Origin of the sequence: Aphanizomenon sp. CS-733/32 (genome assembly GCF_028330045.1) — a bacterium.
Lineage (GTDB): Bacteria > Cyanobacteriota > Cyanobacteriia > Cyanobacteriales > Nostocaceae > Dolichospermum > Dolichospermum gracile.
Window position 1 is genome coordinate 137,456 of the sequence record NZ_JAQMSE010000200.1, and the last position, 13,561, is coordinate 151,016.

Below are 13,561 nucleotides of genomic sequence, written 5' to 3' on the forward strand. Positions count from 1 at the left end.
ATTAAATTCCTATTTTTTCCAAAATCGTTGGCATTGCTACCTTTAGCACTTCAACTAAACCAGTTCTTTTATGATGTTCACAAAGATTTTTTAACAAATGTTCTTGTACTTCAGTATATGGTGAATCATCTTTGTTATATCCTTCTAATAGTTTTGTATGCAAATCAACTACAACTTTTATATGTTCCAGCGCCCAAAATGCTTCTGGATATCTATTAGTTAAATCAGATGATTTTCGCTGCCATAAACAAATTATCTGTTCATTTGTTAATCTTATATCTTCATCCAAACTACATAGCTCGTCTGCCATCATTTGGATAGAATAAGTAAACATATTCCGCCTATCTGAATGAAACTTCTTATCATCCTCATTCTCATTAAAGCAGCGAACATCTGGATATAAAATTTTGACCTTGGACTCCCAGCCATTAAAAACATCATAATACCATTTTGCTCTTACTTCATGCTCGCCCCCTTTTTTCTTGTTTCTTTTGGCTACATAAATATAATTGCCATCTGTCTCATCATCAACCAACCAAACTTCTCTTCTAGCTGATTCCATAATTTCTTCTATATTTTGATTATCATTAATTGATGATAAGTAGCTTTCCGTATCTTGACCCATCAATTCTAATACTCTTAATGTTTCATTGCGTACTTTTTTAGTAATTTCATTATTTTGATTTTTTATATTTGCTTCTTTTAGTGTTTTTATATCTGCTAGGGTGTAATTTCCTTTAAAATGTGCAGATAAAAAAGACCCACAAGAAAAGAAAATAGTATAATAATACATTTGCATAGCTTGAGTAGTCAAATAAGAGTTTCTTTCTAACAATATGCCAGCAAAAAACCACTGCCAAGCATTTAACATTTGTAGAAAACTAACTGTAAATGACCATTTTTTGTAGATGAAAATTTTTGCTTGATCATAAACTTTATTTTCTGCTGTTCGGTCTCCTCCTAATAAATTTAGTTCTTTTAATTGACTAGCTAATCTATCATTATATAAATTATAATACCCTTCAAGGTTATTAAATTCACTTGATAACCGTTTAAATGTAAAAGTTGTTTCTCTGCCGTCGTTAGACATATCTTTATATAATTAAATTTCCAATAACATATTTAATCTAAAAAAAAGCCACTGTCAATGATTTTATCTAAATTGCAATATAATTTAATACAATTAGATACTACATCACCAGAATTAAATGTCACTTTGCTATTTCCTCACTTTTTGGAAATATCGAAGCAGAATATTGTAAAGAAAAAGATGTAATATCAATTTGATCTTCTTCTGTCCAAGTATCACTGTCATCAATAACAGATAAACTTTCCTCAACTAAATTATTTTCTAATGCTTTAAGGATGAGTCTAGCAATTATATCTTGTTCGGTTTCAGGAAGTTGCTTTATTTGTTTAATGGCTTCTTCAAGTAATTGAGTCATAGTTTTTACCGCTAATCATTATCTATTATACTAGATATAAGACAGCCAGGGAATAAATTCCCTGTCTAAAAGCAAAAGTCGGTTAAAACCGACTCATGAAAAATATCTTTTCCTCTTTGCGTGAGAAAATATTTTAACTTTGATTCTCTATCGAAATTACCAAATTATCAGGTTGTGAAAAATCCAAAAGTGCTTCCGAAAGCTCATCTAAATTTTCACCTGATAACTCTTGAGTTTATGACTCTAACTTTGCAGATTTTTATTGTGATATTTTCTCAAAGCTGTGATAATTTCTCCATTCGCTTCTGGAAAGGTAAAATTATCCAATTCATCTAAACTCACCCAGCGAATTTCATCACATTCTATGGCTTGGGGAATACCTGCTAAATGCTGAGAATGATGGACTGTTAAAGTTACTCGTAAATGAGTATAGGTATGATCAATAGTAATTAAATGTTCTCCAACGGCAATTTCTATGCCCAATTCTTCAGAAATTTCTCGTTTAATACATTCTTGAATAGTTTCACCAACTTCAATTTTTCCACCTGGAAATTCCCACAAACCACCCATTGCACCTGTAGGTAAGCGTCTATCAATTAATATCTGTTTTTGGTCATTCCAAATAACAGCAACACCAATAATTTTATGAGGAATAGAAGAAATACTTTCATTCATATAGGGAACAGGGAACGGGTAATGGGGAATAGGGAATAGGGAATAGGTAATGGGGAATAGGGAATAGGGAATAAATTCTTTCTTTCCAATTACCAATTACCAGTCAATCATAACAAAACTCGGTAGAAATATAGTAATTCTACCGAGTTGATATTTATTTTGATAATTTTCCTAAAAAAACATTACTCAACTTCGCTAGTATTGGCTTCTATTCCTTGCATAACTACATCAAAGCCCATTCTTTGTTCTGCATTGCGTAAAAAATAGCCGCTAATCATCGCGGATGCTAATAAGCGACCTAAGTTTTCCCGACTGGTAGAAATAGTAATCCCGAATTGTTCGGAAGGGAGATTTCCTAAAAGTCCAATAATATTCCGTTCCATTACCTGCAAAACTTCTGTAGAAGTTGGTTTAGATAATTGATTAACTGTTTCTGGACTTAATGATTTAACATATTGCCATAATAAATTACTTGTTTCCGACTCACTATTAAAAAATTCTGATACTCGATTAGATTTGTTACTCACGTTTGACCTCCTGTACTGCCACTACTAACGACGGTGTTTGTGACTGGAATAACTTGTAGTTATTGCTTATTCGATCTAGTTGACTATTATATAATTCATGTCCACTAATCTAACAGTTTATTCCTTTGGAGGGAGTCGGTTTAACCGTAATAAAATGGGAGTGTTTTTCACCTATTGAGTGAGTATGGGTGGGGAAACTCCACCCACAAGGCGAAAAATAACTGACGGTTAACTAATAACAACTGACTAACTAGCAAGATACTCATTCATAGTTGCTTTAGATTTGCGAAGTTTGTTGAGGGCTTCACGTTCAATTTGGCGGACTCGTTCCCGGCTAATATTCAGGATTTCACCAATTTTAGCTAAAGTTAAGGATTGACCATCTACTAAACCAAAGCGGAGACTAATGACTTCTTTTTGCTGGGGTGTGAGTTCTGACATCATTCTTTCTAAGTCATAAGACAGGGAAGTTTGCATGACAAAATCTTCCGGTGTCGCTCCTGTATCTTCTAGCATTTCTCCCAGTTCGGTGTCATAGTTATCCCCTAGCCGCAAGTCTAGAGATAATGGTAGACGGGCTTTTTCTAGGTATTCTCGTACCTGTTTGGGTGTTAAATCTAGTTCTTGGGATAATTCCGCTACTGTGGGCGCACGTCCTAGTCCTTGGGATAGTTGACGCTGGGCTTTTTTAATTTTGTTGAGTTTTTCCGTAATATGAATGGGTAGGCGAATTGTCCGGGCTTTTTCAGCGATCGCCCGAGTAATGGCTTGACGTATCCACCAATAGGCATAGGTAGAAAATCTGTATCCTTTGGTAGGGTCAAATTTTTCTACACCCCGTTGCATTCCGATACTGCCTTCTTGAATGAGATCAAGTAAGTCAACATTCCGTTTAATGTACTTTTTGGCAACGGACACGACTAGACGGAGATTGGCTTCTACCATTTTCCGTTTGGCTATTTCACCAACAGCGATCGCCTGATTTAATTCTGATACTTCTATATCAGAGGCTGCTGCCCATTCTTCTACACTTGGTTCATGACCTAACTGGGTAGCAAGACCTTCCCGGATCTCATGCAAGGCAGTAGATCGTTGCACCTGTTTACCATAAAAAATCTCTTCTTCGTGGGTGAGAAGTGGCACACGGCCAATCTCACGCAGGTAAGTCCGCACGAGGTCGGTGGCTGATTGAGCGGTCTTCATGGCGCTACTCTTGGGTAATGGTGGGTTTGCCGATAGGGTTGTTAACGAAATAATGTGTTCAGATGGTCGCACCTGATTAACTCAGGCTTGCCATATTTGGGGAAATTAGGTAATTTACTACCAAACGTTACATCTGTCTCCTTGTTTTCACAAGTGTCTACAGTTAGATACACAGTAGCAAGTCAAACATTTTTTGTGTTTTTGAGAATATTAATAATTGTAACATTTATGAGAATAAGTTGACTATAGGGAAACCCGCACTTTGGCAGCAAGTTAAGATCACTTAAGACTCTGAAATTACTGAACAGCATACATTTCCTGGAATAACGGCTAATCCTCTGGCGAAGAAATAGCTTCCTCATATTTGTTAAAATATCTCAATGATAACGATAATGATTTTTTTGTAACGATTGCTTAATAATGAGGTGACAGGTTACAGGTGACAGGTGACAGCAAAAAGAAGGCAAATAAAGGCAATAGTTTAATAATCTCTCTATTTTTCCTATTTCCTATTTCCTATTTCCTATTTCCTGTAACCTGTTCTCTGTAACCTGTTCTCTGTTCTCTGTAACCTGTCACCTGTTCTCTGTTCTCTGTAACCTGTCACCTGTTCTCTGTTCTCTGTAACTTGTCACCTGTAACCTGTAACCTGTAACCTGTCACCTGTCACCTGTAACCTGTAACCTGTCACCTGTAACCTGTCCCCTGTCCCCTGTTCCCTGTCACTTGCTTAACTCATGGGACAGTATTCTTGGATTACCTTGACATCCAAAGTTGTGTTTTGCAAGGAACGGATAGCTGCTGCTGTAGCTCTAGCACCTGCAATAGTAGTGATAATGGGGATTTTGTAGCCTAAAGCGGTGCGACGAATTAATTTAGAATCGGCATGAGCTTCTTCACCAGAAGGTGTGTTAATGATCAGTTGAATGTTGCCATTTTTAATCGCATCCAGGACATGAGGACGACCTTCATGGAGTTTGAGGACTGATTTCACCTCTAACCCTTGTTCTTGCAGGACTTGGCGTGTGCCTTGGGTGGCCATGATTGTAAAGCCTAACTTAATAAACTCCTTAATGACATCTGCAGCCAGAGGTTTGTCTCTGTCACTCATGGACACAAATACAGTTCCCTGAAGCGGTAATTTTTCCCCTGCGCCTAATTCGGCTTTGGCAAAGGCGCGACCGAAATCGCTGTCAATCCCCATGACTTCACCTGTTGAGCGCATTTCTGGACCCAAAATGGTGTCTGTACCGGGGAATTTACTAAATGGTAAAACTGCTTCTTTCACCGCAATATGAGAGGGAATGACTTCTTTTGTAAATTTCACTTCTTCTAAGGTTTTCCCCGACATAATTAAGGATGCGAGTTTGGCTAGTTGTACCCCTGTGGCTTTAGAGACAAAGGGAACTGTCCGTGATGCTCTGGGGTTGGCTTCTAAAATATACACTTGGGGAGAATAACTATTTGCACCAACTACGGCAAATTGAATATTCATTAACCCAACTACAGATAGAGCTTGTGCTAGTTGTACTGTCCATAAACGGATTTGGTTGAGGACGGCGGGAGAGAGGGAAATGGAAGGTAGGGAACAAGCTGAGTCACCGGAGTGAATCCCTGCCTGTTCAATGTGTTCCATGATGCCACCAATGACGACATTGCCAGTATGATCGGCGATCGCATCTACATCTACTTCAATGGCGTTTTCTAAGAATTTATCAATTAAAATCGGGTGTTCTGGTTCTACTTGCACAGCAAAGGTCATGTAGCGTTCTAACTCAGTATCGGAATAAACGATTTCCATCGCCCGTCCTCCCAACACATAACTAGGACGTACCACCACAGGATAACCAATGCGCTTGGCAACTATTAAGGCATCTTCATAACTTCTCGCCATGCCATTAGGCGGTTGAGCGATATTCAATTCTTGGAGAATCTTTTCAAACCGTTCCCGGTTTTCTGCCATATCTATAGAATCGGGTGATGTTCCCCAAATCTTGGTGATACTGTTCTCTGCTGTTCGGAGATACTCTTGCAGGGGAACGGCTAATTTTAAAGGTGTTTGGCCACCGAATTGGACAATTATCCCCACAGGGTTTTCGGCTTCGATGATGTTGAGAACGTCCTCTTTGGTTAAGGGTTCAAAATACAGGCGATCGCTGGTATCGTAATCTGTAGAAACTGTTTCTGGGTTAGAATTGACCATAATTGTTTCATACCCGGCATCATGTAGAGAATATGCAGCATGACAACAACAATAATCAAACTCAATTCCTTGACCAATACGGTTTGGACCACCACCCAAAATCATCACCTTGGGTTTATCTGTTGGTAATACTTCCGTTTCTTCTTCGTAGGTAGAATAGTAATATGGGGTTAGTGCCTCAAATTCAGCCGCACAGGTATCAACGGTTTTGTAAACGGGGATAACTTCTAGCTGTTTGCGATAGGTGCGAACTTCGTCTTCTTTGGTTTTTGTAGCATAAGCTATTTGGCGATCGCTAAAACCATTTCTTTTCACATCATACATTTGCGCTTTTGTCAACTGTTTGAGAGGGGTCCGTTTGAGAAATTTTTCTATTTCTAAAATTTCTTGCAATTTATCTAAAAACCAAGGGTCAATTGCTGTTAGTTCATAGATTTCTTCATTACTCATTCCTAGCTGCATAGCATGACGTACAGAAAAGATGCGTTCTGGGTTAGGAGTCCGCAATTGGGCGCGAATTTGTTCCCCACTGGGCAATTTTTCGGCTTTATCACAACCCCAACCAGCGCGACCGGTTTCTAAGGAACGCAAAGCTTTTTGAAAGGATTCATTAAATGTCCGGCCAATAGCCATTGCTTCTCCCACTGACTTCATTTGGGTGGTGAGGACGGAATCAGAACCAGGGAATTTTTCAAAGGCAAACCGGGGAATTTTGGTAACTACATAGTCAATTGTCGGTTCAAAGGAAGCGGGGGTCTTTTTAGTGATATCGTTTTGCAGTTCATTCAAAGTGTAACCCACAGCTAACTTCGCCGCGATTTTGGCAATGGGAAACCCTGTCGCTTTGGAAGATAAAGCCGAACTGCGGGAGACACGGGGGTTCATTTCAATTACCACCACATCACCATTGACGGGATTTACGGCAAACTGGATATTAGAACCGCCGGTTTCCACGCCAATTTCCCGGATAATTTTAATTGCCATATCCCGTAACCGTTGATATTCTTTATCGGTCAGGGTTTGGGCGGGGGCGACGGTGATAGAATCCCCTGTATGAATCCCCATAGGGTCGAGATTTTCGATAGAACAGATAATGACGACGTTATCGGCTAAATCCCGCATGACTTCTAATTCATACTCTTTCCAACCCAATAAAGATTGGTCAATGAGAATCTGGGAAACGGGACTAGCGTCAATCCCTACCTGTGCCATTTCTTCAAATTCTTCTTGATTATAGGCGATACCCCCACCAGTCCCCCCCATTGTAAAGGCTGGACGGATAATTAAGGGATATGTACCAATTTGGTGAGCGATCGCTTTGGCTTCGTCTAAAGTTGAGGCTGTACCACTAGGACATACCGCCACCCCAATCTTATCCATAGCCTCATTAAACAGTTTTCTGTCTTCGGCTTTTTCAATTGCAGGTAATTTCGCACCAATTAACTCAACGTTGTATTTTTCCAAAACACCATTTTTCGCCAAGGCCACAGCCAAGTTGAGGGCGGTTTGTCCTCCCATTGTTGGCAATAAAGCATCTGGACGTTCTTTGGCAATGACTTTTTCCACTATTTCTGGTGTCAGCGGTTCAATATAGGTGCGGTCGGCGGTTTCCGGGTCGGTCATGATTGTCGCTGGGTTGGAGTTCACCAGCACGACTTCATAGCCTTCTTCTCGCAAGGCTTTACAGGCTTGAGTTCCAGAGTAGTCAAATTCACAGGCTTGACCAATCACAATTGGTCCTGAACCTAACAGGAGAATTTTTTTGAGGTCTTGACGACGGGGCATAGTTTTTACCTTAGATGACAAAAATACAAATCTTGACTATTTTAAGGGTCTTTACCCCTCATCATGCCATTCATTATCAACTTTTCCGGGTTTTAATTATGGTCAGGGGAAAGAATTATGGGAATGGGGGATTTTTGGTACTAGTTTTTCCGTTTTTTCTCATGCAGAGGCGCTTCAGGCGCAGAGAGAATTTAAGTGTTTATTTATTCGTCATGGATTATAACAGTAAAGCAGCACAGACAATTGATTTATCTCTCTTTATCTGCGTTCATCTGTGTTTAATTATTATTGCAATTATTTTCTAATTAAAATAGCCTGACTAACTTACGAATAATTTCTGATTAGATATAGAAAATATCCAATGAAAATAAATAGTTGTCAATGGCTGATCTAAAAAATGGCAGAAAGGATAATTTATATCTCTCTGCCAAAAAGATTAAGTTTGCAAACTTCTCAATTACTAAAATTTATTTAGTCTTAATTTGGTTAAATTGAGATTATGAAAAGTTTAATTTTGAGCAGGTTGCACAAAACCCAAGGTTAAACTATCTTTAGCTAAGAAATGCGCTAGGTGATAAGCTCTTTCTTCAGTTTTCAAAAGAATTTTTTCGTATAAGTAGCGTGTACCTCTATCGCCCAAACTCTCAGCCTGACCAGCTTGGCGGCGAATTACGCCAATTAATGCTTGTTCGGCAACTAGGTCATTTTCTACCATCTTCCGGGCAGAAAATACGCCATCTACTTCTGGCTCAAAACAGCATAATTCAGCTAATTTACTAAAACTTGCTGCGGGTATACCACCCAAACCATTTAAGCGCTCGCCAATTTCATGGACATGATCTTGTACTTCTTTATAGCTAGTATTAAAGAACTCATGGAGTGAGTTAAATTCTGCACCTTCAACTACAAAATGGTGTTTCTGGTATTGCAAGTACAATGCCTGAAAACTAGCTAATACAACATTAAATCCTTCGACTACTGGAACAGTAACACTGTGATCTAGTAATACAGGATTATCATAAATCTGACCAAAGTTTTGTACTATAGTTTGTGTATCAGACATGGTTTTCCTCTTTGCTTAAAGGTTATGACTTTTCAGTGCTTACCTCTAACATATTAGCATTTTCAAAATAAAAACAAGGCTACTAAATCTAAAAAACTTCCCCACGATTAGCAATCACAAGTATCAATTTTTTTTGGATATTTTTGTATCTAAAAATACATATTTAGTATTTGCATTGACTTAAATCTCCAAGTATGTATATGTTTCTACAAATAAAAATGAGATTTTTCTCAAAATTAATGACAATATTTTTCAGTTAGTGTATTCTAAATAAAGATGCTAAACTCCGACTAAATCACAAATTTAGACTGTGAGTTTCTAGTTTTACTGCAACTTTATAGCATTTTGAGGGCTACTCGTTTGAAATCTTTTAGTTTAGGCACGGATAGAAAGCACGTTATTGATATAAGTTGGGCAGACCGTTGGCAGGTTTATCAACGCTTACAAGAATTAGATATAGTTTGTGTCTGTGAGACTAATCAGCCTTTAATTGTAGAAATACATAATTCCACCGCAGCTATTCAGCTTTGGAGTGTAATTCAACAATTCACTGCTTCTCGTCAAGATTTGATTGGGAATCTTGAAAATTGTTGGCGTTGTCGTTACCAAAAATTTTAGTGAGAAAAATAGGTTATGAGTATATCTACTAATTCAGCAGTCACAGAATTTTGTTTTGAAGGCAGATTTCTAGATTTTGTGATCAAGGATGGATACAAGCTAAAAGGACTGTTGTTATGGACTTCTGAGGGTGAATATTATATAAAGTTAGCCAAGCATTTACGGAGTGCTTTTGATTTACGGTTAGCTAAAGGGACCTGGCTGCAAGTTGTGGGAACAAAACAATATAACGCCAAAAAAGATCAGGTAACATTAATAGCGGAACGAGTTATGGCTGCAAGTTCTGATATGGGAATAGTTGCAGCACAGAATCAAATTAAGACGAAATCATCTAAATCACAAACAATTCTAGTTTGTCAAAAATCTGATTGTATGAAGCGTGGTGGTAAAGCTTTGTGTCAAGCTTTGCAGTCGGAGTTAAGAGACAGGGGTTTAGAAGATTCAGTCACTATTAAAGGTACTGGCTGTATGAAAAACTGTAAAGCTGGACCTAATTTAATTATGCCCGATAAAACTCGTTATAGTAAAATTCAAGCGTCTCAAGTACAAGTTTTGATAGATAAGCATTTTGCGGATAAAAGTCAGGACAAAGCAAAAAATATACCCACTCTTGTTGAAGTTTAGTTATCTTGAGGATGAAATACAATCAAGAGGGCGGGGAAACCCCGCCCCTACGGGTTTTGCGATTTGCTGACTGTATCTCGGACACGGACAAGGGAAAAGAAATTATAATTACCCAACTCCTGACTCCTGACTCGGTGACTCCTGAACTCCTTGAAGACTACAACTTACTTTTAGTAGGGATAACAATCATCGAAAAATAAGGTACATCAAGAGGGTCAACTTCATCAAGAGGTAATATGCGTTGCTGCGTTGTTGTAGCGCGTTCAATGTATCTAGCCCGTGAAGCTAGTCCTAATTCATGGAGAATATCCCTGACTTTGAGAAAATGGCGACCAAGTTTCATGATAGCCGCCGCGTCAGTGGCTAGGAGTTGGCTAATTAAGGCTTCTCTGGGTAATGGTGCAGGTAAAACCGTGAGGACATCATTGTAATAGGTAAATGGTAAACCCAGGGCGACAGGACAGGCCATGAGTGAGGAAACTCCGGGGACGACTTCCGTTTGATACTTATTAGCTAATCTGGTAAAAAGATACATAAAAGAACCATAGAAAAACGGATCTCCTTCACAGATAACCACCACATCTCGACCGGCGGCTAAATGGTCAGCAATGGGTTGAGTTTCTTGGTCATAGATAGATTTAGCCTTTTCTGGTTCTAAGGCCCGAGGAAGATGAAACGCTACCTCAATCTGATTATTATCCAGATAGGAAGAAACGATTTTTCTGGCGATACTTTCTTTATCTGTAGCTGATTGATAAGCAATAACTGGGGCAGAACGGAGGAGACGCAAGGCTTTTAAGGTGATGAGTTCAGGGTCTCCAGGTCCCACACCAATTCCATAAAGACGACCTCCGGGGTTAGTCATTATTCTTCCTCACTAGCTAGGGCGTTAACAGCAGCAGCAGCGATCGCACTTCCGCCCCGTCTTCCATGTAAAGTTAAGAATGGTACGTTGCGGCTATCTGCGGCTAATGCGGCTTTTGATTCGACTGCACCCACGAAACCAACAGGAAAACCCAAAATTAATGCCGGTCTAGGAACTCCCTCGTCTAGCATTTCTAATAACCTAAATAGGGCTGTAGGTGCATTCCCAATCACCACTATTGCCCCTTCTATATGAAACCGCCAGAACTCCAAGGCTGCTGCTGACCTTGTATTTCTTAATCTTTTGGCTAGTTGTGGTACTTCTGGATCATTGAGGGTGCAAAGAACTTTATTATTTTTGGGTAATCTTTTTTTGGTAACACCTTCGGCTACCATATAAGAATCACACAAAATCGGTGCGCCGGCAATTAGGGCTTTTTTCCCGGATGCTACTGCTGTAGATGAATATTCTAAGTCATTGACAATATCCGTCATTCCACAGGCGTGAATCATGCGAACGGCAACTTTCGATACATCTTCAGGGAATCTTGCGAGATTGGACTCTGACCGGATAATTTCAAAGGAATTACGATATATTTCGCTACCATCACGGATGTAATCAAACATGATATTTTCAGGTTCTAAAGGTTAAATTGGGTGTTGTTTGGCTAAATAGTTGATTTAATTGATGGCTATGACGATCAATAAATTGTCCAAAAGTTTCGTGTAAACTTAGACGTTGTTTTTGATATACTGCCAGCATTTCTTGAATCAAAATCGGAATTTTCGCTATAGTCACATATTCATAAAGTAAATGACCGAGAACATACACTTGATAAGCGGGAAAAGTTGCTTTTGCGGTTTCTGTAATAATACCAAGTAAGGTAATATCAGCTTGAGTGTGTTGAGCGCAAGATTTACTGCAACCACTAAAGTGAATATTCACAGGTGAGTCTAGAATCATCAGATTTTCTAGGTATTTTGCCAAGTTTATGGCATCATCTTTAGTTTCTGTGGCCGCAGCAGCACAACCCTTTTTACCGGAACAAGCTACTAGGAAACTTTTGATGTTGGTTGGTGATGAGTTTAAACCTAAATTGGCAATTTGTTGATCAACTTCGCTAATTTGATTTTGGGGAATATCGGTTAATAGTAAGTTTTGCCAAGGTGTTAACCTGATATTATCATCGCCATACCTTTTGGCAATATTAGCTAAACCCCTAATTTGCGAAGTTTCTAATCTTCCCAGGGGTAAGACTATGCCGATATAATATAATCCGGTTTGGCGTTGGGGATAAATACCAATATGAGTTTTTTCTCGCAGAGGCGCGGAGGCGCAGAGAGGAGTTTTTGTAAAATTCAATATATCTGAGTTGAGATTTTCTTTGATTTGGTGAAGATATTCTTTAACTGTGATCTTATTGATGATTTCTCGTAAGCGTAGTTTGGGGCGGTTTTTAGTATCTATGTGTTTGAGGTAAGTTTGGGCTAAGGTTGCTAAAGCTGTTATTGTCTCTTCTGGTTTTAATAAGATTCCTGTATCCTGTGCTGGTTGTCCTTTTTCTCCATAACTGAGATATAACCGCAAATATACATTACGGTTAATCATTTCCGCTGCCAATATAATATCATTGGGTTGATATTTTACAGCAACTTTGCCTCCACTATCAAAGCAGACGCTAAATTTTGCCGATAATTCGCAAAGTTGAGAATGTGCGGTAATATATTGTTCCCAGATTTTGACTAAGGGACGAGTATCTAATAATTCTTCACCATCAATACCCGCTGTGGGATTGGTCATGATGTTGCGGATATGATCTATTTTGGTATTGGTAGAGGCTAAACCTAATGCTTGTAGTTTTTTGAGAACTTCAACATTTATGCTGGTTTTAATTTCTCTAATTTGAATATTAGCGCGGTTAGTAATATCAATATAACCATTGCCATAATTATCAGCAATATCTGCGATCGCCTGAAATTGGTTATAATTAATTATTCCCCCTGGTATTCTCAAGCGATAAAGAAGCCCATCCTGGGCGGCTGTGTTATAAAATAGTCCTGGACAAGCGGTAAATGGAATTTGCAAAATCATGACCCCTTCTCTGTGTGACGCAGAGACAGAACGGAAGTGAACACCTTAGAGTTAGCATTCTGACTTACTCAATTTGAGATTTGGGATGTTTATTCAAACTCCAATCATTTCAAATTGCTTTACAGTTGCGGCACAGTCCCGGAATTGAACCGAAGTTTCCTAACTCTCAGATCTGGCAGTATACCATGAGATGGTATTTTTGGCTATTGTCAATGAATTGTGTTTCGCGCAAAGATACGAAGAAGCAAAGATTTCAATAATTTCTAGGTTTACTAGCGGTGGGTATTGTGGTAGTAATTTCATAGATAAGGTTCATAGCCTGTAAGAGGATGTTTGAAAAGTTTCCGGCGATTAGAAATCGCTACTACACAAACAAAGTCCACCTGCGTGGACTAACGAAAAATCAAGGCTTTTGAACCCACGAAGGTGGGTTTCGTCTGTGTAGCTGCGACTTCTAGTCGC

12 protein-coding genes and 1 pseudogene are annotated in these 13,561 nt (G+C 38.9%); 2 read left to right on the forward strand and 11 right to left on the reverse strand.

Going from position 1 to position 13,561, the window contains the following annotated elements:
* Position 1: 1 nt before the first annotated feature.
* From PN471_RS16510 to PN471_RS16540, 8 genes and pseudogenes are all read right to left on the reverse strand, one after another.
* Positions 2 to 1,090: a hypothetical protein gene (locus PN471_RS16510; protein ID WP_271777778.1), complete on the reverse strand. Its 1,089-nt coding sequence runs from the start codon at positions 1,088 to 1,090 to the stop codon at positions 2 to 4.
* A gap of 121 nt (positions 1,091 to 1,211) precedes the next feature.
* A complete protein-coding gene (locus PN471_RS16515; RefSeq protein ID WP_271777779.1) occupies positions 1,212 to 1,445 on the reverse strand; it encodes a hypothetical protein in 234 nt (77 codons plus the stop codon).
* Between the two features lie 133 nt (positions 1,446 to 1,578).
* A pseudogene (locus PN471_RS23505) lies at positions 1,579 to 1,668 on the reverse strand (hypothetical protein); the annotation flags it as partial.
* A gap of 20 nt (positions 1,669 to 1,688) precedes the next feature.
* Positions 1,689 to 2,120, reverse strand: coding sequence for an 8-oxo-dGTP diphosphatase MutT (mutT, locus tag PN471_RS16520; protein WP_271777780.1), 432 nt, complete (start codon positions 2,118 to 2,120; stop codon positions 1,689 to 1,691).
* A 182-nt stretch (positions 2,121 to 2,302) separates the two neighbouring features.
* Positions 2,303 to 2,647 (reverse strand): DUF760 domain-containing protein, encoded by a 345-nt coding sequence (locus tag PN471_RS16525; RefSeq protein WP_271777781.1) that lies wholly within the window; start codon positions 2,645 to 2,647, stop codon positions 2,303 to 2,305.
* 246 nt (positions 2,648 to 2,893) lie between these two features.
* Entirely contained in the window at positions 2,894 to 3,850 is a 957-nt protein-coding gene (locus PN471_RS16530) for an RNA polymerase sigma factor, RpoD/SigA family (protein ID WP_193896216.1), read from the reverse strand.
* Positions 3,851 to 4,580: 730 nt separating this feature from the next.
* Positions 4,581 to 7,838, reverse strand: coding sequence for a carbamoyl-phosphate synthase large subunit (gene carB, locus PN471_RS16535; protein ID WP_271777782.1), 3,258 nt, complete (start codon positions 7,836 to 7,838; stop codon positions 4,581 to 4,583).
* Positions 7,839 to 8,346: 508 nt separating this feature from the next.
* The gene (locus PN471_RS16540; RefSeq protein ID WP_271777783.1) at positions 8,347 to 8,901 is read right to left on the reverse strand and encodes a Dps family protein; all 555 of its coding nucleotides are present in this window, start codon (positions 8,899 to 8,901) and stop codon (positions 8,347 to 8,349) included.
* A 360-nt stretch (positions 8,902 to 9,261) separates the two neighbouring features.
* Between PN471_RS16540 and PN471_RS16545 the strand changes: the two genes are divergently transcribed.
* Complete coding sequence (locus PN471_RS16545; RefSeq protein ID WP_271777794.1) at positions 9,262 to 9,519, forward strand: Asr1405/Asl0597 family protein; 258 nt, start codon at positions 9,262 to 9,264, stop codon at positions 9,517 to 9,519.
* A 15-nt stretch (positions 9,520 to 9,534) separates the two neighbouring features.
* A complete protein-coding gene (locus PN471_RS16550; protein ID WP_271777784.1) occupies positions 9,535 to 10,143 on the forward strand; it encodes a (2Fe-2S) ferredoxin domain-containing protein in 609 nt (202 codons plus the stop codon).
* Between the two features lie 157 nt (positions 10,144 to 10,300).
* Here the strand turns inward: PN471_RS16550 and PN471_RS16555 are convergent, their stop codons facing one another.
* The 3 genes from PN471_RS16555 to cobG are packed head-to-tail and all read right to left on the reverse strand — an operon-like array spanning position 10,301 to position 13,099.
* Positions 10,301 to 11,008: a precorrin-2 C(20)-methyltransferase gene (locus PN471_RS16555; RefSeq protein WP_271777785.1), complete on the reverse strand. Its 708-nt coding sequence runs from the start codon at positions 11,006 to 11,008 to the stop codon at positions 10,301 to 10,303.
* The gene (locus PN471_RS16560) at positions 11,008 to 11,634 is read right to left on the reverse strand and encodes a precorrin-8X methylmutase (protein WP_271777786.1); all 627 of its coding nucleotides are present in this window, start codon (positions 11,632 to 11,634) and stop codon (positions 11,008 to 11,010) included. Before PN471_RS16560 ends, PN471_RS16555 begins: the two co-directional genes overlap by 1 nt.
* A gap of 7 nt (positions 11,635 to 11,641) precedes the next feature.
* On the reverse strand, positions 11,642 to 13,099 hold the full coding sequence (gene cobG / locus PN471_RS16565; protein ID WP_271777787.1) for a precorrin-3B synthase: 1,458 nt from the start codon (positions 13,097 to 13,099) through the stop codon (positions 11,642 to 11,644).
* Positions 13,100 to 13,561 lie beyond the last annotated feature (462 nt).